The sequence below is a fragment of the Tetzosporium hominis genome, assembly GCF_002265435.1.
Lineage (GTDB): Bacteria > Bacillota > Bacilli > Bacillales_A > Planococcaceae > Chryseomicrobium > Chryseomicrobium hominis.
Window position 1 is genome coordinate 367,198 of the sequence record NZ_NOKQ01000134.1, and the last position, 22,291, is coordinate 389,488.

Sequence of the window (22,291 nt, forward strand, 5' to 3'; positions counted from 1 at the left end):
TGGAAAGACGTTGATTGCAGCCTGCCGATATTTTTGGTTTGGCTGTTTTTTCTTGCAATTGTATAGTGATCAAGTACACGCCGCTTATGCTGTGATTGATGCGGATTCAGGAAGACTGCTTGAAGAGCAGCAAGCTCACACTTCCTTGCCTCCAGCAAGCATTACAAAAATATGGACCGTATTTGTAGCTCTTCAAGAGGCGCAAGGACACGAAGCAGTACAAATCAGTCAACATGCTAGTAATCAAGAAGGTTCATCCGTATACTTAGAAGCAAAGGAAACCTGGAGTTTAGAGAGTCTCTTGTATGCAACTATGTTACAATCAGGGAATGACGCTGCAGTGGCTGTTGCTGAACATGTAGCCGGCTCTGAAGAAGCTTTTGCCGGATTGATGAACGAGTACGCTCGAGAAGCAGGTGTCTCATCCACTTGGTTTCAAAATCATTCAGGCTTACACGAAGACGGACACTTCGTATCTGCTTATGATATGGCGCTATTGTTTAAGATCGCGATGCAAGATACTCGGTTTCGTGTCATTGTATCTGCAAAACAGTACCGTCCTCAAGAACGGAACACGCTTTGGGTAAACAAACACCGACTGGACACAAATGATCAAGCGCTTGCTGGAAAGACAGGGTACACATTAGCTTCAGGTAGGACATTGATCAGTTATTTTGAACAACCTCCTAAAAAGATTGTCGTCGTGTCTTTGAATGAAAGAAATGACTGGAAACTTCACGAGCAACTGCGAGATAGTACCTTCCAAAAAGTACTACATGAAACGGTCGAAGGTGAGTATGTTACTGCAGACGGAACCAAACTAAAGGTTTCAAAGCCATTTGCCTATTTAAGCAAGACAGAAGAACTTACAACACATATAGTACGATTACAAAACAAACAAACAACAGGTGAGTGGACCATCCAACTGGGTGAGACAGCTTTGTCTTTTCCTATCACCTATTCAATGGAATGAGGGTTTACAATGGAACGATTGCAAAAAGTAATTGCGAATGCTGGGATTGCATCGCGTAGAAAAGCAGAACAATTGATTTTAGATGGTAAAGTGAAAGTGAATGGTCAACGAGTAAAAGAACTAGGCACAAAAGTCTCGAATTCGGATGAAGTTGAAGTAGAGGGAGTACTCTTAGAAAAAGAAACCAAAGTCTACTATTTGCTTTATAAACCAAGGGGTATCATCTCGGCTGCAACAGATGATAAAGGTAGAAAGACAGTTGTAGATTTAATTGATATCGAAGACAAACGCATCTTCCCAGTAGGTCGACTTGATTACGATACGTCGGGATTGATTCTCTTAACAAACGATGGCGATTTTTCATATGCTCTGACACATCCAAAATTTAAAGTGGAAAAAACATATGTGGCTCGTATCAAAGGAATTCCGTTCCGAGAAAAAATCAAACAGCTGCAGCGAGGCATCCAACTAGAAGACGGAAAAACAGCTCCTGCAAAAGTAAAGCTGTTGTCTGAAGATAAGAAACAAGACAAGTCTATCGTGGAAATTACAATTTACGAAGGACGCAATCGTCAAGTCCGTCGCATGTTTGATGCGATCGGTCATCCCGTGCAAAAACTTAAACGTGAGAAATTCGGATTATTAACGCTTCACGGACTGAACGCGGGAGAATACAGAAAGTTGACTACGCATGAAGTGAAACAGATGCGAGTGCTTGCAGATACAGGAAAAGTAGGACATATATAAGTAGTGATTCTCATCCAGCCTCTTGGGGCTGGTTTCTTGTCGTTCACAAACCATTCATATCTCAAAACTAAGTACCCACAAATTTTTGATATACTATTGTGTAGCACTAGGTTCAGGTGAGGAATTGTAAAAGGAGGTAGAGACAAATGGCTCAGTCTAAACAAACGCGTTTTTATATTCGTACCGCGATTCTTGCTATCTTAGTAGTTGCAATTATTGGGACCATTTATGTCAATGTAACAAAAGAGAAAAATGCTGTACTAGCCGTCGGAGATCAAGCACCTGATTTTCAATTGGTAGATATGGACGGAAATGTTCAGCGACTTTCAGATTATAAAGGACAAGGTGTCTTTTTGAACTTCTGGGGAACTTGGTGTAAGCCATGTGCAAAAGAAATGCCGTACATTGATAAGCAGTATCAAGTATTCAAAGATCAGGGAGTTCAAACTATTGCTGTGAATATAGCTGAATCCGATTTCAAAGTAAACAGCTACACAAAACAATACGGAATGACATTTCCTGTCGTCATTGATCGACAAAAGAATGTGATGGAAAAATACAATATTGGTCCATTACCTACAACATTCCTTGTGGATCCGGATGGGAAAATCATTCGAATTATTCAAGGTGAGATGACGGAACAAGACGTGGCTAATTTCATGGAAGAAATTAAGCCATTATAAGGAGTTTTCAAAATGAAATCGCTTGAATGTAAATGTGGGCATATCAACCCAGTCGGTACTCAGCTCTGTGAGAGCTGCGGAAGACCTCTTACAGAAGAGGCCATCAACAAACCGCTTGCAGATATGCGTTACGAGGGTTCAGCAAGACGTTCCCAGACATATAATAAAACAATTATCGATAAGATCTGGAACTTTTTCTCGAGTGTTAAAGTTGGAATGTGGATTATTGTTGCAATTCTAGTTGCAGCGGCGATTGGAACGATCCTGCCACAGGTATTCTACGTACCGGCTAACAACGCTTCAGAAGCAGCAGCTTATTATGAGCGGATCTACGGAACGTTTGGTAAGATTTATAACGATTTAGGACTTTCTGATTTGTACAGTTCTTGGTGGTTCCAAGGACTGATTGGAATGCTAGGAATCTCACTGATAGTTGCAAGTTTAGACCGAGTCATTCCTCTTTATAAATCATTAAAGAAACAAAAGGTAAAGAGACATACTTCTTTCCTTCAGCGTCAGCGACTCTATACGAAAGCCGAGAACATTACGGAAGATGTATTGACTCCTGCTGAAAAGAAACTAAAAGAACTGAAATATACTGTTCGTCGAGAAGATGGTGCCTTATTAGCTGAGAGAGGTCGTTTTTCTCGTTGGGGCCCTTATGTCAATCACCTAGGGTTAATCATCTTTTTGGGTGGTGTCATGTTACGTGCTATTCCAGGTGTCTATGTTGATGAGCAACTCTGGATTCGTGAAGGAGAAACGTTAGCTGTACCTGGTGCCTCTGGATATTTCATTCAAAACAATGGGTTTGAATTTGATGTTTATGACAAAGACTCTTCAAATGAAGTGTTCTCCGATGCCATTGATCGTGTAGGGACGATTGCTTCGAACTATCAAACAAATTTGACTTTATTTGAAGGAGCCAATCAAGAAGTCGTTGGAGACCCTGGAGAGTTGGAAGAGATTAAATCCGGTCCGACAATTGTTAATAAGCCATTTAAGTTTGATTCTTATAATATCTATCAAGTGGATTTCCGTTTAGATGAATTGAAGGCAATGACGTTCAACCTGGAGAATAAGGAGTCAGGTGAACAGTTCGGAGAGTTTACAATTGACTTGATTGAGCCGGAACCGGAGTACGATTTAGGAAATGGATATAAAGTAGAATTAGTAGATTACTATGCAGATTTTACTGGTTTTGAAGATGGGGAGCCACAATCAAAATCTCCAATTCCAAATAACCCTGCTTTCTTAGTTCGCATGTACACACCAGATAAACCTGAGCCAGAAACCAGCTTTGTGTTAATCCGTGAAACGATTGAACCGTTTGGTGAAAATACGCACAAACTAAAATTCCAAGCAGCAGAAACTCGGGATATTTCAGGATTAACAGTTCGTAAAGATTTGACTCTTCCTATCCTTATGATCGGTGGGTTAATCTTTATGATAGGGGTGGCCCAAGGGTCGTACTGGAATCACCGCCGTATCTGGATTCAACAAACAGAGACAGGCGAAGTTGTCATTGCAGGTCATACGAATAAAAACTGGAACTCTGTTAAAAAAGACTTGTATTATGTAACTAAGGATACAAAAATCCCTCGTCCTGTGGATCAGCAAGATCCAGAAGATGACTTGGACTTTGAAGAAGGAGACGAGACGTCATGACGTTAATCGAATGGAGCAGTTCGGCACTTTTTGTGGCGTTCGTTGCTTACTTAGTAGCTACCATTTTCTTTGGAGGGGCTGTAAAGTCATCCACTAAAGAAACAACAGCTACAAACAAACGATGGGGCGTGTATGGTTTTACCATCACTATCATCGGATTTATTGCTAACTTGACTTACTTTATCACTCGTTGGATTGCAGCAGGACATGCACCTGTAAGTAACTTGTTTGAGTTCACTGCAGCGTTCGGTATGATGATTGTCGGTGCATTCATCTTGATTTACTCGATGTACCGCATCGCAGCTCTTGGACTTTTTGCTTTACCAATTGCCGTCATTATTATTGCTTATGCGAGCATGTTCCCAACAGACGTGTCTCCGTTGATTCCAGCACTTCAGAGCTACTGGTTGACGATTCACGTTATTACTGCAGCTCTCGGTGAAGCAATTCTTGCCATTAGTGCTGTTGCAGGATTGATTTGGTTACTCAAGAATATTGATATGACGAAGAAATCTAAGCAACGTTTTTGGATTGAAGCCGTTATGTATGTTCTGATTTTAGTCGTTGGATTCATTGTATCAACAACTATTTTCTCAGTGGCATACGAACCAGTTGAATACTCTTATGTAGATGTAGAAGGTGCCGAGCAGACGATTGAGTATACAAAGCCCGCACTATTTGGTATGAATGAGTCAACTGCAATTACTGAAGGCGCTATGCAACCACTTATTGAGATGCCTGCTCTAGTAAATGCTAAGAAATTAACGACTGTTGTATGGTCGATTCTGATTGGATCTGTTCTATACATGTTACTCCGTCTTATTTTACGTAAGCGTTTGGCGGAAGTGGTTCAACCATTTACGAAAAAAACAAATTCACAATTGCTTGATGAAATTGGATACCGCGCTGTATTAATCGGTTTCCCTGTTTTCAGCCTAGGTGCATTAATTTTTGCAATGATTTGGGCACATGAGGCTTGGGGCCGTTTTTGGGGCTGGGATCCTAAAGAAGTTTGGGCTCTCATTACGTTCCTCTTCTATGCAGTCTATCTACACTTACGTTTAACTAAAGGCTGGCAAGGTGAAAAGAGTGCATGGCTTGCTCTGATTGGCTTCATCATCATCATGTTCAACTTGATTGCTGTAAACTTAATTATTGCCGGTTTACACAGTTACGCTTAACGAAAAGCTGTCACAGTGATGTGGCAGCTTTTTCTATGGAGATAAACCATTCTTAGTTAGTTTGATTTCATTGCCAGGTCATGTACAATATGTATAGATACAGGAACTTCACAAAAGGAGTGTCGACATGTCAGAATCAGTAAAATTATTAGTTGTAGATGACGAAGAACGAATTCGTCGCTTATTAAAAATGTACTTAGAACGTGAAGGTTACGAAATAACAGAAGCGGAAAACGGAGAACAAGCCGTGGAGCTAGCATCTGAACAAGATTTTCACGCTATATTATTAGATATTATGATGCCTATTAAAGATGGTCTAGAAGCCATGAAAGAAATCAGAGAAGTCAGTGCAACACCTATCCTATTATTGACTGCAAAAGGCGAGGAAGCTAACCGTGTAGAAGGCTTTGAATTAGGTGCTGACGATTATATCGTTAAACCGTTCAGTCCTCGCGAAGTGGTACTCCGAGTCAAGGCAGTATTGAGACGTTCTGCAACTGGCGTTTCTTCTTCATCTTCATCCGTGAGCAAAGATATAGTAGTGTTCCCGCATCTAACAATTGACCATGATGCGCACCGAGTCACAGCAGATGGAACGGAAGTCAGCTTGACACCTAAAGAATACGAGCTACTTTATTTCTTAGCGAAATCACCTGATAAAGTATTCGATCGCGAACAGCTTTTGAAAGAAGTTTGGCATTATGATTTCTTCGGTGATCTTCGTACGGTTGATACACACGTTAAGCGTTTGCGAGAGAAGTTGAATCGAGTTTCTGAAAATGCAGCAAAAATGATTGTAACGGTTTGGGGCGTCGGCTATAAGTTCGAGGTCGTCAATGAATAGAATATGGAACAGTGTGGTCGGGAAGCTATGGGGAACCATTATGCTTCTCGTTCTCTTTGTATTATTTATTGTAACGGTTTTGATGCTCGAGTTTTTAGAGGACTTTCATACGCAACAAGCGGAAAATAAGCTTCGCCAAGAAGCCTCTCTAATTTCAAATATTTTTAATCAGCAAAACTCTATTGACTATCCACTCATTCAAGAGATTTTAGCTGATGAGACCAATTTGATGATTTATTCAGAAGATAGACGGATTCAAGAAACCGTTCATGCAGGATTAGGAGAGACCGAGACGCAGGCAAAGCTAGAATCAAATGAACTGTTTGCTCGCGCATTTGATACGGAACAGCCGGCCCTAAAAACGATGCTCTTGCCGTCTTTAACTGAACAAGATCGTATGGAGAATTACTTAGTTCTCGCCTATCCATTGGAAAATACCAACCCTCATGGCGTAGTGTTTATTTACCAAAGCTTAAAAGAAGTAAATAATACATCCAATCAGACAACGAAAATAGTATTTTTATCTGGATTTCTTGCTATGGTTCTTACCACTTTGCTGTCGTTCTTTTTATCGACACGAATTACTTCTCCTCTCCGAAAAATGCGGGAAGGCGCTCATGAATTAGCAAAAGGAAACTTCCACACTCGAGTTCCTTCATCTCAGAGAGATGAGATCGGTGAATTAGGAGCTGCATTTAATCGAATGGGCATGCAAATTAAACACAATGTGGAAGTCATTAATCAAGAAAAAGAGCAGTTATCTAACATCTTATCTTCGATGACCGACGCCGTGATTACTTTCAATAAAGATACGTCTATTTTGCTAAGTAACCCTCCAGCTGATGAATTACTGAGAAGATGGTCCTCACATGCAGAGGATCCGAATTCCCCACTTCCTGCAGCGCTGTTACATATGCTAGAACATACAGTGGAAAATGAAGAAGAGCTAGATGAGGAGTTTGAACTTGATTCACATTATTACAGCATCAGTCTATCCTTGTTGTATTCGAAGGATATAGTTCGTGGAGCTGTTGCTGTCATTCGAGATATGACAGAACAACATCGCCTGGATAAGATGCGGAGCGACTTTATCGCTAATGTCAGCCATGAACTGCGTACACCGATTGCAATGCTTCAAGGATACAGCGAAGCAATCTTAGACGATGTCGTGGAAACTGAAGAAGAGATAAAGGAAATGATTCGAATCATTTCTGATGAATCGAACCGGATGGGACGTCTTGTAACAGAGCTCCTCGACCTTGCAAGACTTGAGTCTGGTTACTTACGTATCTATCAACAACCACTACCAATTGTTAAGTCAGTGGAGCGGATGACTGCAAAGTTTAGTCAAAAGGCAAAAGAAAAAGATATTCAACTCACCTTTTCAACAGATGCATCACCCGACACAATGATTTATGCAGATGAAGATCGAATTGAGCAAGTAATTACAAACTTAGTGGACAATGCTCTTCGTCATACAGATGTGCATGGAGAAGTTGAAGTAAGTGTGACAACTTCTGAAAACCGAGTCCGCATCATTATCCAAGACTCCGGTTTTGGAATTCCAAAAGAAGATCTCCCTTATGTGTTCGAACGTTTTTATAAGGCAGATAAAGCTCGTACACGTGGTAAAGGTGGAACTGGTCTTGGCTTAGCCATTGCAAAAAATATCATTGACCGTCACGAGGGCGCCATTTGGGTCGAGAGTGAACTGGGTAAAGGAACTTCTTTTATAGTAGAAATAAAAAAGATGTAACTTATTTTGAATTCAAACGACTAATGACTTGAACGGGGGGAAGTACTATGAATGACTCCGTTTTTCACCGAATCTATGATTCGTACCATCAGGACTTATTTCAGTTTCTGATTTATTTGGTGCAAAACAGACAAGTGGCTGAGGATTTAACACAAGAGGTCTATATTCGTGTTCTTAGGTCTTACGATTCTTTCCAAGGAAATAGCTCTGAGAAAACGTGGCTATTTTCAATCGCCAAAAATGTGGCAATTGATCACTTTAGAAAACAGAATGTACGTAAGAAGAGAGTATTTGATTCGTTTGATTGGGAAGCAATACAATTGACGTCTCCGGATATGAGACCTGAAGATGTGGTGCAATTAGATGATGAAAAATCACAACTGCTTCACTACTTGAACTTATGTACCGGTGATCAGAAAATGGTCATCGTTCTTCGCTACTTCCAACAGCTTTCCATCCAAGAAACTGCAAGTGCTCTTGGTTGGACTGAATCTAAAGTGAAGACTACACAACACCGAGCCATTGCTCATTTAAAGAAATTGATGTCAAAAGTTCGAGAGGGGGAGATGATCTATGACAAATGACAACTTTTCAGATCATGATTTAGAAAAACTCCTCAGTTCCATGCCTAAACAAATGGACTCTAGATCGAAGCAAGAAGTCTGGAATTCAATTAGGCAGCAGTCTAATGCACTTAAACCAAAAAAATCAAAGCCTTGGCTACCTGTAGTTATTACAGTGGCAGCATTATTTGTTCTTGTGTTGTTTGTGCAATCCCTTCTTACAACACTTGATTCCACTAACATGGAAAGTGCTTCGGATATGGCAACAACTGAAATGTCCGAAGGGTCATCTGGTGCTTCGGAACAGAATGCTGAATCGGAAGAATCTTCAGCAGCGACGGGGGCGGAAGAAGCAGAAACAGAATTAGCAAAAAGTTTTGGTATGGATTTTGCTTCAGACGCAAGTTTGGTATTCGCGGAAGACCCTTTACTTCAAAACCACACTGCCGTACCGTTCTCATTAACTTATCAAGCAGTTGCATTCCCTGTGACCTTATTGATTCCAAATGAGCGGATTCAAACAGATTTCCCGGATGGATTTCCGACACAACTTGAATTGTATGAAACATACAGCAGTGAAATCGATGAGCAAGCATTAGGCTTTGATGAGTACCTACCACTGCAGGGAACGTTTTCAGAAACGGACCGTGGTTTAGAAATTACGTTACCGAATAATCATCCATATGACATGGCTTCTGCTTCATCAGAAGTTTATTTTAATACATTACAAAACCTATTCAGAGGGCCCTATTCACAAGCCTATGTACTAAATGAGCAAGGTCAGCCTATTGAATGGGATCAAGTAGGACCGCTAGCGGATCCTATAGAACTATCAGCAAGTGGTCTTGCTTACAGTCCGATGCAAAATGCTATTGGAGACGATTACTTGGTACCTTATCCACGGACTTCTTATGACTCTTTTGAAATGGCTTTGAATGAATTACAAGCCCCTCAAAATTCATTAGTAGAACCGATTTTACCTTCATCAATTACTTATGTTTTAGAAGAGACAGAAGACACCGTGACATTTGTTTTTGATGAAACTTTAACTGCTGATTCGATGCCACGACGAGACCTTGTCGTTATGATTGAATCATTGATTTCTACAGCAGCATCTTTTGATAAAGCGGTCGTTTTCGAAAATTGGGATGCATCATTGTATCCGTTACCACAAGACACTCGATCTCTAGTTGGTGTTAATAAAATTGTACTACCAGTTCAATAAGCAAACGTATTGCATGGCAAAGCACTGTCTGCTATGATAAATAGTGCATACATTAGTATGTACAATTTCATTATATGATTCATCTTCGGGGCAGGGGGCAATTCCCGACCGGCGGAAATGACGAAAGTCTAGCCCGCGAGCCGCAAGGCAGATTCTGGTGTGATTCCAGAGCCGACAGTATAGTCTGGATGGGAGAAGGTGAAGGTGCAGCGTTTATGTGATCTCAAACGCTTATTTAAGTGTACCTTTCTCCCTTAAGTCGATTTCGGCTTAAGGGTTTTGTTTTACATGCAAATAAGCGCACAGACAACGTTAGCCTTTCCTCTTGTGAAGTGAATCGCAAAAGGAGCGGAAAGTCATGTTTAAAAGCAACACACGCAAACTCATTGCGGTGGCTATGCTTAGTAGCTTGTCATTTATCTTGATGCTACTTGCATTTCCATTGCCAGCACTACCAGCTTATTTGAAAGTCGACTTCAGTGATGTACCTGCATTAATTGCAGCCATTACGATGGGGCCAGTTGCTGGAATCGCAGTCGCATTTTTAAAGAACGTCTTGGATTGGTTCTTCTCAGGAAGTCCAACAGGTGTCCCTGTAGGTCACATGGCAAACTTTGTGACATCCATTTTGTTCATTGCTCCAGTTTATCTGATTTACAAAAAGGTTACTTCTTCTAAAGGAATGTATCTAGGATTGGTGGCAGGTACGGTTTCTATGGCAATCGGTATGACAGTACTGAACTACTTAGTGTTTTTACCAATGTACGCTTACTTCTTGAACTTCCCAATGGAGACAGGATCAGCGTTAATGAACACATTAGTCTATGGGATTTTACCTTTCAATCTAATCAAAGGTGCCTTAATTACCGTTGTGATGGTACTTGTATTCAAGAAACTGAAACCTTATTTAGATAAAGTCAGCCAGTCTTATCAGCTGACATAAAAAAAGGCTCGTCTAGGATTCTAGACGAGTCTTTACTCTTCTCTATTCGTATTTCAATGCGTCACCGTCAAATGATTCATCAGCAACTTTGATAGAATCTGTTGGACATCCTTCAAATGCATCTTCCATATCTTCTAGTAGCTCTTCTGGAATAGCGGTCGTACCCGTGTTATCATCTAGAATAACAAATGCAATTCCTTCATCATCATAATCATAAATATCTGGTGCTGCAGCGCCACATGCACCACATGCGATGCAGGTATCTTTATCAACGATTGTATATTTAGCCATTACGGTCTCTCCTTTTTTCTCGCAAATCAACGTCTACGTTTCATTTTAAAGCTCATTACCTTGCATTTCAACCATTAAACGTTCAGATACCGAGGTGTTCTATGTTTTTTCAACAACTTTTAGTCTATCTGTTTTATCAATTAAATGGAGAGCGCTCTGCCATGGCTCCTTATTATATTTTGAGAGGGAAGAAATCAGGGCAGACGTTACAGGATATTCATTACTATAAGGTGCAAGGATTCTTTGGCATAGGAGTAGACCTGACGAAAGAAACTTACCAATTTGAACTAGATAAACTGGTGAAAGCAGGTTGGATCACGTCCATAGAAACTCCTAGTGTAACGGAAGTGGGGTTCAGTCAAATCAACAATTTTAAAAGCCATTTTCAAACAGGCTTGCTCGGCCCGGATTGTGTGCTTTTTGAAAAAAAACTTCAATTACTTGTCCAGATCAGCTCGAATGCCTTGCACGAAAATCGTAGTTACATACCCATTGTCTCTGAGGAACCTGTGCAGAGAGAATTAAAGCGTTTTGTAGCGTCACAAGCTGGTGTAAAACAGTTAGCGGAAAGCACAAAGCACGCAGTTCTTGAATTTATTCGCCAATCAACATTGACCGATAACCAACGAAACTTATTTGTCTTTCGTTTATCTGGTTTCGAAGTGACGGGGTGGACCTGGTCACAGCTTGCTGAACTTTTAGACCTTCGCGAACTCGACTGCCTCTATATGTTCCGAGATTTATTGGTTCAGTTTATTGCCCATTTAGAGACAACCAACTCGTCGCTCTACCAATTAGTGGATCGACCTCTTGTAATGACGGAAACGGCAGGCGTGACTAGACGCTATTTACAGCAACATCTATCGCTTGAAGAAATTGCAGCTGTTCGTCGACTGAGGACGAGTACTATAGAAGACCATTTTGTGGAAATCGCTTCAATTGAAGGAGGTCATTCGTTTACTGAACTACTGTCTCGTGAACAATGTCACAGAATCTTAGACGTTCAAAAACAGCTTCAAACTCATAAGCTTAAAGAGCTACGTGAAGAACTTCCTGAATTTAGTTACTTTCAAATTCGATTAGCTCTTGCGATAGGGGGTGCTTCAAATGACTGAACTAGAAAATGAACTTCAAAAGCGTTTCGGATTTCTTTCATTCCGGCCAGGGCAAAAAGAAGTGATTGAACACTTTCTTTCAGGTCAAGACGTGTTAGGAGTGCTACCGACGGGTACAGGTAAATCTATGTTATTTCAATTTCCTACAAGTTATTTTAGTGGGACAGTCATTATTCTATCTCCTTTAGTTTCCTTGATGACGGACCAAGTTCAACAACTTAAATTAAGAGGTGAGAAAAAAGTCGTTGCATTCACTTCTTTCCAGTCTCGAGCAGAGCGGGAATATGCACTACGGAATATTGACAACTATCACTACATTTTTGTTTCTCCTGAAAGTTTGCAGAACCGAGAGCTTCAAAATGCACTGCTTGCTGTACATGTCGCGTACTTTGTATATGACGAAGCGCATTGTCTTGTCCAGTGGGGTATGGATTTTAGACCAGATTATTTGCGTGCAGCAGAGTGGGTATCTACTAATTTTACAAAACAGATTTTGGCTTTGACAGCAACAGCAACTGAACAAACGAGACTATTAATTAAAGAAACGCTGCACCGTCCTAGCATGGTAGAAATCGTTCGGTCTGTGGACCGTCCAAGTATTGCTTTGCAGACTATACAAGTAGAATCTGATTTGGAACGTTTTGATGAGATGATACGTCTAATAAGACAATACGGAGGACCGGGGATCTTATATACCCAATCAAGAAAACGTGCAGAAGATTATGCGACACAGCTGATAAAGCTTGGTATTCCTACTGCCGCCTATCATGGAGGCATGGACACTTTAGACCGATCACTCATTCAGCAACAGTTCAGTAGCGGGGAACTGGAATGGATTTGTGCTACCAATGCTTTTGGAATGGGGATCCATAAAGCAAATATCAGACAAGTCCTGCATGATCACATTCCAACATCGCTGTCCAATTATTTACAGGAATTTGGACGCGCTTCTCGGGATGGAAAACAGTCGCTTGCTACACTTTTCTATACAGCTGACGACTACCGAAAAAGTTTATTTTTAGCTACAGCTGATCTACCCGATCAACAGGATATCGAATACTTTGCACAAAGTGTTGAGCTCGATGAGCAGAAGACCAAAATATTGTCGTACTGGAATTCAAGGCTTTCAGTATCTGAACAAAACCAACTATTTGACAGACTCAGATTATCAAAAAAACAAAACATCTTAGAACTCTACAAAATCATTACAGGTCAAACATGTTTAAGAGAAGGTATAGGGAATGCATTTGGAGAGACAAATCTACCTAAACCAGTATTTTGTTGCAACAAGTGCCAGTCCCTTGAAGCAATTGAAATGACTCATGAGTCAGCTAAAGAAACAGAACGAATGGATCTAGGTAGTGCATATAAAAAACGTCTAAAGCAATTATTCCCTTAAGATTCATTTACTTTCCAGTGGAATTTCGGCATAATTAGACAAAAGAAGGCATTCGGGGGAAACCATCATGGCGAACAATGACTATCAAAAAAAATTAGAAGAGCACCGTAAACCTATTGAAGAACCAGAGACGCTTAGTAGACGGTCGCGTCATGTGAAAAAGACGAAGAAAAAATCTTCAGGGAAACCTAGAAACTGGTTTCTGCCAACATTGTTTACTATAGGGATTGTGCTCCCAGTAATTTTATTTGTTTACGCGTATTTCTTTTACGACCCACAAGCAAATGAACGTCCAGATAATCAACAAGTAGTCCAACTGGATGTCAAACCGGTTACTCCTGTAGAGCAAGAAGAAGAAGAATCAGAAGAAGAACCTGCTGACGAGCAAGTGGAACCAACTGAAACACAAGACCAACCTGAGGAAAACCAATCGGAAGAGGAGCCTGTAGTAGAGGAAGAAGAGGAGGAGCAACCTGCTGAAGAGCCTGTTCAACCTGAGCGTACTCACACAGTCCAATCTAATGAAACACTTTACCGAATTGCGATGAACTATTACAATGATCCAACAGCAGTTGATCGAATCAAGCAAGCAAATAATTTAACTTCAAATGAAATTAGTGTAGGTCAAGTATTGGTATTGCCATAAGTACTCACTCCTTTTGGGGCGAGTACTTATTTTTTAAGAAAGAAGGGACCGTATGTTACCACTAGCACTAAAGTCAGCCGTCTATGCACTCCGCTATATGACATGGCTCGCACATGAAAATAATGTGATCACACATCAAATGAAAACTAGTAAGTTTTCTGGACAAGCTAAAGTTCTTTTTATATCCGATATCCATAGTAGAAGACTCTCTAATTCCTTACTCAAAAGACTCCCCAATGATATAGATGCCGTGCTGATTGGTGGCGATTTAACAGAAGGTGGCGTACCTATCGAGCAAACCACTCGAACTATTAAGCTCCTTTCATCACTTGCTCCTTGTTATTATGTATTCGGAAACAATGACCGAGAAGTAGGAGAAGAGAGACTGACTTCAATGCTTGAGTCGAACCATGTGAATATTCTTACCAATAAGTCGCTGCTCCATCCATCTATTCCGATGCAAATCGTTGGGATTGACGACGCATATACTGGTACAGTAGATATGAATAAAGCATTTGAAGCGGTGCAATCTGATCTTTTTACAATCTTTATGAGCCATTCCCCATTATATTTTTCGAAGTTAGACTCCCATCCTCAAGTAGATCTAGCCGTTGCGGGGCATCATCACGGGGGACAGATTCGCTTTTTGAAATGGGGGCTTCGAGATCTTGGAGATTTTAAAAGAAAAGGCCTCCGATATGAATTGATTAGTAATGGGTACGGAACGACAGCACTCCCATTTCGTTTAGGTGCGGAAAGTGAAGTGCATGTCATTGAAATTCAAGGAAAGAAGTGACTAGTGTGAACTACGATGTAATCATTATTGGGGGAGGTCCTTGTGGACTTGCTGCTACAATCGCTGTGAAAGAACAAGGACTTTCTTACATTTGTATTGAAAAAGGCAATGTTGTAAATGCCATTTATAACTATCCAACTCATCAAACTTTTTTTAGTACAAGTGAGAAATTAGCGATAGGAGATGTGCCCTTTATTGTGGAACAACGAAAACCAAAGCGCAATCAGGCACTTGTCTATTATCGTGAAGTGGTAAAACAGAAAAACTTGCAAATTAATACATTTGAGACAGTAGAAAAAGTGACTCGAATAAACGATTCCTACCGTGTTGATACTTCTAAAGGGAGTTATACGGCACCTCATATTATTTTAGCGACAGGTTATTATGATCAACCAAATTTGATGGACATTCCTGGTGAAGAATTGCCACATGTCTCTCATTATTTCAAAGAAGGCCACCCGTATTTCAAACAGCAAGTAGTGGTCATCGGAGGGAAAAACTCTGCGATTGACGCTGCTTTGGAATTAAACAAAGCAGGAGCTGCCGTTCAAGTCGTTTACAGAGGCTCTGACTATTCTCCGAGTATCAAACCGTGGGTGTTACCTGAATTTGAAGGTGCTGTAAAACAAGGTGAAATTCAAATGCATTTTGATACGGAAGTAGTAAAAATCACAGAAGGTGAGATAGTCGTCTCGCAGAATGGTGTGGAGAGAAAACTTCCTGCTGACTTTGTATTCGCCATGACGGGCTATCATCCTAACCGCTATTTTCTGCATGCTCTAGGTATTGAATTCGACAAAGAGACGGGAAGGCCGTTCTTGAATGAAGATACGATGGAAACAAATGTGCCTGGGGTATATATTGCAGGTGTCATTGCTGCAGGAAACAATGCAAATGAAATTTTCATTGAAAACGGACGCTTCCATGGCGAACTGATCGCTCAAGATCTTGCCAATAAAATTAAAACTCAGTAATGAATCAAAAAGGCATCTAATCTCAAATAATGAGAAGATGCCTTTTTTGTATTATTTCTAGAATGGCGTTCTACGCATCTAGAGTAATCGAGTTGCGAACGCCAGAAATCCACAGCAAAACCATTCACCCCAACCGAGACAAAGAACTCCTCAATTGCTGCGCCTGGTTTCTGAAGCATTTCTGGGCGAACGCCTTCCGCATCTAAAATCATTCTGCTGGATAATGAAAAAAGTCATCCAGTGCTTGACTAGGATTTTCTTGATGCAATGCTGCGAGCAAAGCAAGCCGAGCTTTTTGACCGTTTAATCCGTGTGCAAAATGGACTCCACGATTCTTCAAATCTCGCCCACCGCCTGCATATCCATAAACGTCTAAAGCAATACCGTTAAAACAGCGAGACACTAAAACGACAGGAATTTCTTTTTCTCGCAGCAAGTCGATCTCAGGCACAAGAGCAGGTGGCACATTTCCTTGACCAAGACCTTCTAAAATCAATCCATCAAAACCGCTAGAACACACTGCTCGGATGAGTTCTGGCTCCATTCCTGCATATACTTTTAATAAAGCCACTCGTTTTTCTAATTTTGTAATCGGTAAAAACGGAGTGCGATTCGGTCTGTGATGAAAGTGGATGATTGTTTTTGTGATGTGACCAATAGGACCATAAGAAGGCGATTGAAACGTAGAGACATTGCTGGTATGTGTCTTTGTGACATTTTCAGCAGTATGGATCTCATCATTTAATACGACAAGTACCCCTTTTTCACGAGCGCTTTTATGCAACGCTACACGCGCGGCACCTAGCAAATTGTAAACACCATCGGCTCCTAACTCATTAGACGATCGCATGGCTCCAGTCATAACGATGGGAATATCCGTATGTAGTGTTAAATCTAAAAAATAGGCAGTCTCCTCAAGTGTATCTGTTCCATGAGTGATGACAACTCCATCGAATGAAGTCGTTTCAAGCTCATGTTCAATTACGTTTTTTAATTCAAGCATATGCTCTGGTGTCATATGAGGGGAAGGCAAGTTAAATACTTCTATTTCTTTAATTACAGCTAGAGCAGCAAGTTTATCGAGTTCGGCAGTCAATGGATTGATAGTCGAAGGCATTACAGCTGTGCTTTTTTCATCTGCATGCATAGAAATTGTTCCGCCTGTATGCAGTACTAATAAATTTTTCATTTTCACACCCCTTAAATAAAATGGTACGATAAGAGTATAGTATCACAAGAGAGGGGGAGGAAAAGTGTTCATAGTATTTTCAGTGGCCATCGCTCCTTCTCTAGCGTTACTTAGTTATTTTTATTTACGAAGAGAAATTGAGTCTGAACCAAGTCGATTGCTTTTTTATGCGTTTATCTATGGAGCTGTACTAACATTCCCGATTCTCTTTATTCAGTATGTAGTTCAAGAAGAGACCGCATTGACAGACACCTCTTTTTTTAGCGGAAGTTTATCTGCACTACTGGAAGAATTTTTTAAATGGCTAATCCTTGTAGTCGCTATTTTCAAACAGACCCGCTTTGCAGATCCTTACGATGGTATTCTTTATGGAGCCAGCGTGTCGCTTGGATTTGCCACTATAGAAAACTTATTGTTTCTTGTAAGCTTCGGTATTCACGATGCCATTTTAAGAGCTCTTCTACCCGTTTCAAGCCACGCCCTTTTTGGTGTAGTTATGGGTTATTATTTAGGAAGAGCACAATTTGTTCAAGCTCGTCAAAAGACTCAATTGTTACTTGCTTTATTAGCTCCATTACTCCTCCATTTCCTATACAATGCGCTCATCTATAGCGCACAAGATCAAATCTTAATTTGGTCGCTATTTATGTTAGGTCTTTGGATAGTTGCACTGTCCCGAGTCAAACAGGCTCATCTGCTATCTCGAAATTACCATCTTAAAAATCATCCTTTTCACGATTCTAGCTCAAAATAATGTATGGCCTCTGATCATTTCAGGGGCTTTTTTGTATAGTTTTATCGATTCTTCACATGGTAACTAAAAAGGAGGAGAATAAGTGGAAACATGTCATAGGTATGATGTTGTTGCTAACGGTACTAGCTACAACTTCACTACATGGTGAAGCATTTACAAATCAAGATATCGTCGCAGGCTCATATGGAGACAACGTAATTGAACTGCAAGCACGTCTTCAATATTTAGGATTTTATCACGGAGAAATCGATGGACATTTTGGTTCTGGTACAGAACAAGCGTTAAAAAAGTTTCAGAAACAGTTTGGTCTTCCTACCGATGGTGTTGCGGGTAACAACACTCGTAGTAAATTAGAAGGGTTTGCAGATTATTCCGTTAAGGTTGGGCACTTATTGACAACTCTACTTGGAAACGAAATCGTACGATCAAAAGCTATGTTACGAACTCAAAGTTCAAACAGCTCAAGGTGAAAATTATACGTTGTTTGTCGATGCGGTGACACATGAATTTGTAAAAAAAGAAAAAAATAATGGTTAAGTTGGCCCCCTCTAATTTGCTTCGAATTAGAGGGGGTTTTATGGTAAACTGTTTCTGATGAACTGGAGGATATGAAAATGAAAACAATACGCATTGCAATCGACGGACCGGCTGGTGCCGGTAAGTCTACAATAGCTAAAATGGCAGCTGAAAAACTGAATTATACATATGTTGATACAGGTGCGATGTATAGAGCTATCACATACAAATCAATGGAGCATCAATTGGACCTATCAGATGAGAACGGATTGGTCGAGCTTTTGAAACAAACGACTATTGAACTTCGTCCTTCTGAAAGTGGGCAGCAAGTATATCTTGACGGCATCAATGTTTCAGATGAAATCCGTACAACTGAAGTAACGTCCAATGTCTCCGAAGTAGCAGCTCATGCACGTGTACGCCAAGACTTGGTTGACCGTCAAATGATACTTGCACAAACGGGTGGTGTCATCATGGATGGACGTGATATTGGAACCCATGTAATTCCAGACGCAGAATTAAAGATCTTTATGTCTGCCTCTGCAGACGAGCGTGCAAGACGTCGTCTGTTAGACAATGAAAAAAGAGGGATTCCAAGTGACTTGCAACAACTAAAAGCAGATATCATTAAACGGGATAAATTAGACAGCGAGAGAGAAGCTTCTCCGCTAGTTCAGGCAGAAGATGCCATTTACTTAGATACTACAAACCTTTCAATTGATCAAGTTGTAGAAAAAATCGTTCAGCTAGCTAAAGAGAAGGAGTCTGCTGTATGAACTTATACCAATTTGCAAAAAGTGTTGTCTACGGAGCATTAGCTCCTATATACCGCTTTGATGTGCGAGGACATGATCATTTTCCTAAAGAAGGCGGAGTTTTGATTTGCTCCAATCATATTCATGCGTTGGATCCACCAGTTGTAGGTATCTTGGCCCCTCGACCTGTTCACTTTATGGCGAAAGAAGAGTTATTTAATGCGCCTATCTTAAAAACATTGATTCCTCGGCTGAATGCCTTTCCAGTAAAACGTGGAATGAGTGATCGCGAAGCAATGAGAAAAGCGATTCAACTTCTTAAAGATGGCAATGTGGTAGGTTTGTTCCCTGAGGGGACACGTTCAAAAGATGGTCAATTGAAAAAAGGCTTGGCTGGTGCGGGATTCTTTGCACTTCGAGGGAATGCAGTAGTTGTACCAACAGCCATTGTAGGGCCTTATAAACCTTTTAAACGGCTGAAAGTAGTCTATGGAGAACCAATGGATATGACAACGTTCAGAGAGCAAAAAGCATCTGCTGAAGTCGTCACAGAAGCCATTATGGCAGAGATTCAAAAATTAATTGATCAACATAAGTAACTTCCTCATGAATACTTTCGTCCCATATCCCATAATAGTAGGTAATGGCTAGGTTTTGTATTTATAGCCAGTTTCGACTAAAATAAGGTATAGACGTAGTGGAGGAGGATAATCTTATGACAGAAGAAATGAATGTAAATGATATCCCAGTACTCAAAGAAGGGGATATTGTTCAAGCAAAAGTAGAACAAGTCGATGAAAAATCGATTACGGTTACAATTGAGAACGCACCCTTTGATGGCATTGTGCCCATCAGTGAGTTATCAAGTCTGCACGTAGAGAAAGCATCAGATGTTGTGTCACCTGGTGACGAATTGACTCTGGTGGTTACTAAAGTTGAAGAAGAAAATTATGTCCTTTCAAAGCGCAAAGCAGATGCAGAAAGCGCGTGGGAAGGTTTAGAAGAGAAGTTTAATGCAGGTACTATCATCGAGACCGAAGTTAAAGAAGTCGTAAAAGGCGGTCTGGTAGTAGATATTGGGGTGCGTGGATTTATCCCAGCATCTTTAATTGAAGATCACTTTGTGGAAAACTTTGATGACTATAAAGGTCGTATGATGGAGTTTAAAATCGTAGAGCTCGATAAAGAAAAGAACCGCGTGATTTTATCTCACCGTGCTGTTGTTGAAGAACAAAAATCTTCATTAAAACAACAAACACTTGAACAATTAGAAGTAGGTAGTGTTGTAGAAGGTACTGTACAGCGACTCGCTTCATTTGGAGCATTCGTTGATATCGGCGGAGTAGATGGCCTTGTACACATCTCCCAGATTTCACACGATCACTTGGACAATGTGGCGAGCGCTTTAACAGAAGGTCAAAAAGTGAACGTCAAAATTTTGTCAGTTGACCGTGATGCGGAACGCATTTCCTTATCTATCAAAGACACGTTACCAGGACCTTGGGAGTCGATTGTTGATAAAGCAGAAATTGGTTCGGTTCATACAGGTACAGTTAAACGATTAGTAAGCTACGGAGCTTTTGTAGAAGTGTTCCCAGGTGTAGAAGGACTCGTTCACATTTCTCAAATCTCACATCAACATATTGGTTCTCCACATGAGGTATTAAGTGAAGGTCAAGAGGTTGAAGTCAAAGTACTAGACGTAAAACCTGAGGAGAGACGCCTCTCACTTAGCATGAAAGAACTACAAGAAAACACTGCAGATGACTTCTCAGATTATGAAATGCCTGAAGAAAACAAAGGTTTCTCGATTTCTGACGTACTCGGTGACCGTTTTAAAGATTTTAATAAAGAATAATGATAGACAGAGGCCGCTGCGCCTCTGTTTTTTCTTTTTACCCTAGATTCGTGTATAATACCTTGTAGATGAAGTTGGAAGGATGAACGAAATGACAAAACCAGTAGTAGCAATCGTCGGTAGGCCGAACGTCGGCAAATCGACTATTTTTAATCGAATTGTAGGAGAGCGTGTCTCCATCGTAGAAGATGTACCTGGAGTGACACGTGATCGTATTTACAGCTCAGCTGAATGGCTGACTCATGATTTTAGTATCATTGATACAGGCGGAATTGAACTAAGTGACGAGCCATTCCTAGAGCAGATCAAGCAACAAGCTGAAGTCGCTATGGAAGAAGCGGACGTCATTATTTTTCTGACCAATGGACGTGAAGGTGTAACGGCCGCAGATGAATACGTAGCACGGATTCTTTATAAAACAAAAAAACCGGTTGTATTAGCCGTAAATAAAATTGATAATCCTGATATGAGAGACATGATTTATGACTTTTACGCTTTAGGAATGGGAGAACCTTTCCCAATCTCGGGTTCACACGGTTTAGGTCTTGGTGACCTTTTAGATGAAGCGGCGAAACACTTCCCAGAAGAAGGCGATGAAGATTACGGGGATGAAGTTATTAAATTCTCGCTTATCGGTCGTCCGAATGTGGGGAAATCTTCTCTAATAAATGCAGTACTTGGCCAAGAACGCGTCATTGTAAGTGACGTTGCAGGTACTACTCGTGATGCAATTGATACTCGTTACACAGTAGATGATCAAGAATACGTCATGATTGACACAGCCGGTATGCGTAAAAAAGGAAAAGTGTATGAGAGTACAGAGAAGTACAGTGTCCTCCGTGCTCTTAAGGCGATTGAACGCTCCGACGTTGTTTTAGTCGTTTTGAATGCAGAAGAAGGAATTCAAGAACAAGATAAGAAAATTGCAGGCTATGCTCATGAGGCAGGTCGCGGAGTTATTATCGTAGTCAACAAGTGGGACGCGTTAGAAAAAGATGAGAAGACGATGAACGTTTTCACACAACAAATTCGGGAACACTTCTTGTTCTTAGATTATGCTCCAATCGTCTTTGTTTCTGCAAAAACGAAACAACGGGTCCATTCTATATTCCCGGTTATTCAACGTGTAAGTGAAAATCATTCAATGCGTATTCAGTCGTCTATTTTGAATGAAGTTATCGAAGATGCTGTAGCACGTAACCCGGCTCCTTCTGATAAAGGGAAACGTCTTCGTATTTATTACGCGACGCAAGTGGCTACTCGTCCACCGACTTTCGTTGTTTTCGTCAATGAACCAGAGCTCATGCACTTCTCGTATAATCGTTTCCTAGAAAATCGTATTCGTGAAGCATTCGATTTCGAAGGGACTCCAATCAAAATTATTGCACGTGCACGTACGTAAAGGAGAGTGGAGT

General features: G+C 40.7%; 23 protein-coding genes and 1 riboswitch. Of the genes, 21 read left to right on the forward strand and 2 right to left on the reverse strand.

What is annotated here, in order from left to right; all coding sequences use genetic code 11:
- Window positions 1-52: 52 nt before the first annotated feature.
- The 10 genes from CF394_RS02745 to CF394_RS02790 all read left to right on the forward strand — a co-directional run bounded on the left by CF394_RS02745 (window position 53) and on the right by CF394_RS02790 (window position 10,583).
- Window positions 53-973: a D-alanyl-D-alanine carboxypeptidase family protein gene (locus CF394_RS02745; RefSeq protein ID WP_165767433.1), complete on the forward strand. Its 921-nt coding sequence runs from the start codon at window positions 53-55 to the stop codon at window positions 971-973.
- Between the two features lie 9 nt (window positions 974-982).
- Complete coding sequence (locus CF394_RS02750) at window positions 983-1,720, forward strand: pseudouridine synthase (RefSeq protein ID WP_094941734.1); 738 nt, start codon at window positions 983-985, stop codon at window positions 1,718-1,720.
- 146 nt (window positions 1,721-1,866) lie between these two features.
- Window positions 1,867-2,403: a thiol-disulfide oxidoreductase ResA gene (gene resA, locus CF394_RS02755; RefSeq protein ID WP_094941735.1), complete on the forward strand. Its 537-nt coding sequence runs from the start codon at window positions 1,867-1,869 to the stop codon at window positions 2,401-2,403.
- A 12-nt stretch (window positions 2,404-2,415) separates the two neighbouring features.
- Entirely contained in the window at window positions 2,416-4,071 is a 1,656-nt protein-coding gene (gene resB, locus CF394_RS02760) for a cytochrome c biogenesis protein ResB (protein WP_094941736.1), read from the forward strand.
- Window positions 4,068-5,252, forward strand: coding sequence for a c-type cytochrome biogenesis protein CcsB (gene ccsB, locus CF394_RS02765; protein WP_094941737.1), 1,185 nt, complete (start codon window positions 4,068-4,070; stop codon window positions 5,250-5,252). The genes resB and ccsB overlap by 4 nt, the downstream gene beginning before the upstream one ends.
- A gap of 127 nt (window positions 5,253-5,379) precedes the next feature.
- Complete coding sequence (locus CF394_RS02770) at window positions 5,380-6,096, forward strand: response regulator transcription factor (protein WP_094941738.1); 717 nt, start codon at window positions 5,380-5,382, stop codon at window positions 6,094-6,096.
- The gene (locus CF394_RS02775; RefSeq protein ID WP_094941739.1) at window positions 6,089-7,852 is read left to right on the forward strand and encodes an ATP-binding protein; all 1,764 of its coding nucleotides are present in this window, start codon (window positions 6,089-6,091) and stop codon (window positions 7,850-7,852) included. Before CF394_RS02770 ends, CF394_RS02775 begins: the two co-directional genes overlap by 8 nt.
- Window positions 7,853-7,899: 47 nt before the next feature.
- Window positions 7,900-8,436 carry an RNA polymerase sigma factor SigX gene (locus CF394_RS02780; protein ID WP_094941740.1) on the forward strand — a complete coding sequence of 179 codons (537 nt, stop codon included), beginning with the start codon at window positions 7,900-7,902 and terminating at the stop codon, window positions 8,434-8,436.
- Window positions 8,426-9,640 (forward strand): hypothetical protein, encoded by a 1,215-nt coding sequence (locus CF394_RS02785; RefSeq protein WP_094941741.1) that lies wholly within the window; start codon window positions 8,426-8,428, stop codon window positions 9,638-9,640. Before CF394_RS02780 ends, CF394_RS02785 begins: the two co-directional genes overlap by 11 nt.
- A 77-nt stretch (window positions 9,641-9,717) precedes the next feature.
- Window positions 9,718-9,844, forward strand: a riboswitch (FMN riboswitch).
- Between the two features lie 154 nt (window positions 9,845-9,998).
- Complete coding sequence (locus CF394_RS02790; protein ID WP_094941742.1) at window positions 9,999-10,583, forward strand: ECF transporter S component; 585 nt, start codon at window positions 9,999-10,001, stop codon at window positions 10,581-10,583.
- 42 nt (window positions 10,584-10,625) lie between these two features.
- Here the strand turns inward: CF394_RS02790 and CF394_RS02795 are convergent, their stop codons facing one another.
- The gene (locus CF394_RS02795; RefSeq protein WP_094941743.1) at window positions 10,626-10,874 is read right to left on the reverse strand and encodes a ferredoxin; all 249 of its coding nucleotides are present in this window, start codon (window positions 10,872-10,874) and stop codon (window positions 10,626-10,628) included.
- Between the two features lie 101 nt (window positions 10,875-10,975).
- On the opposite strand from CF394_RS02795, the gene CF394_RS02800 reads away from it, so the two are divergent.
- The 5 genes from CF394_RS02800 to CF394_RS02820 all read left to right on the forward strand — a co-directional run bounded on the left by CF394_RS02800 (window position 10,976) and on the right by CF394_RS02820 (window position 15,804).
- Window positions 10,976-11,989, forward strand: coding sequence for a YpbB family protein (locus CF394_RS02800; RefSeq protein ID WP_094941744.1), 1,014 nt, complete (start codon window positions 10,976-10,978; stop codon window positions 11,987-11,989).
- On the forward strand, window positions 11,982-13,388 hold the full coding sequence (locus CF394_RS02805) for a RecQ family ATP-dependent DNA helicase (protein ID WP_094941745.1): 1,407 nt from the start codon (window positions 11,982-11,984) through the stop codon (window positions 13,386-13,388). Before CF394_RS02800 ends, CF394_RS02805 begins: the two co-directional genes overlap by 8 nt.
- Window positions 13,389-13,455: 67 nt before the next feature.
- On the forward strand, window positions 13,456-14,034 hold the full coding sequence (locus tag CF394_RS02810) for a LysM peptidoglycan-binding domain-containing protein (protein ID WP_094941746.1): 579 nt from the start codon (window positions 13,456-13,458) through the stop codon (window positions 14,032-14,034).
- Window positions 14,035-14,086: 52 nt separating this feature from the next.
- Window positions 14,087-14,830 (forward strand): metallophosphoesterase, encoded by a 744-nt coding sequence (locus tag CF394_RS02815; RefSeq protein WP_094941747.1) that lies wholly within the window; start codon window positions 14,087-14,089, stop codon window positions 14,828-14,830.
- A gap of 5 nt (window positions 14,831-14,835) precedes the next feature.
- The gene (locus CF394_RS02820; protein ID WP_094941748.1) at window positions 14,836-15,804 is read left to right on the forward strand and encodes a YpdA family putative bacillithiol disulfide reductase; all 969 of its coding nucleotides are present in this window, start codon (window positions 14,836-14,838) and stop codon (window positions 15,802-15,804) included.
- Between the two features lie 208 nt (window positions 15,805-16,012).
- Here CF394_RS02820 and CF394_RS02830 read toward each other — a convergent pair whose 3' ends face one another.
- Window positions 16,013-16,993, reverse strand: coding sequence for an asparaginase (locus tag CF394_RS02830; RefSeq protein WP_094941750.1), 981 nt, complete (start codon window positions 16,991-16,993; stop codon window positions 16,013-16,015).
- Between the two features lie 64 nt (window positions 16,994-17,057).
- On the opposite strand from CF394_RS02830, the gene prsW reads away from it, so the two are divergent.
- The 6 genes from prsW to der all read left to right on the forward strand — a co-directional run bounded on the left by prsW (window position 17,058) and on the right by der (window position 22,278).
- Window positions 17,058-17,747, forward strand: a complete 690-nt coding sequence (prsW, locus tag CF394_RS02835; RefSeq protein WP_094941751.1) for a glutamic-type intramembrane protease PrsW — start codon at window positions 17,058-17,060, stop codon at window positions 17,745-17,747.
- A 56-nt stretch (window positions 17,748-17,803) separates the two neighbouring features.
- On the forward strand, window positions 17,804-18,217 hold the full coding sequence (locus CF394_RS16205) for a peptidoglycan-binding domain-containing protein (protein WP_341476720.1): 414 nt from the start codon (window positions 17,804-17,806) through the stop codon (window positions 18,215-18,217).
- A gap of 144 nt (window positions 18,218-18,361) precedes the next feature.
- A complete protein-coding gene (gene cmk / locus CF394_RS02845; RefSeq protein WP_094941753.1) occupies window positions 18,362-19,039 on the forward strand; it encodes a (d)CMP kinase in 678 nt (225 codons plus the stop codon).
- Window positions 19,036-19,617 carry a lysophospholipid acyltransferase family protein gene (locus CF394_RS02850; RefSeq protein WP_094941754.1) on the forward strand — a complete coding sequence of 194 codons (582 nt, stop codon included), beginning with the start codon at window positions 19,036-19,038 and terminating at the stop codon, window positions 19,615-19,617. Before cmk ends, CF394_RS02850 begins: the two co-directional genes overlap by 4 nt.
- A 116-nt stretch (window positions 19,618-19,733) precedes the next feature.
- Window positions 19,734-20,876, forward strand: coding sequence for a 30S ribosomal protein S1 (gene rpsA, locus CF394_RS02855; RefSeq protein WP_094941755.1), 1,143 nt, complete (start codon window positions 19,734-19,736; stop codon window positions 20,874-20,876).
- 91 nt (window positions 20,877-20,967) lie between these two features.
- The gene (der, locus tag CF394_RS02860) at window positions 20,968-22,278 is read left to right on the forward strand and encodes a ribosome biogenesis GTPase Der (protein WP_207761668.1); all 1,311 of its coding nucleotides are present in this window, start codon (window positions 20,968-20,970) and stop codon (window positions 22,276-22,278) included.
- The last annotated feature ends 13 nt before the right edge of the window (window positions 22,279-22,291 follow it).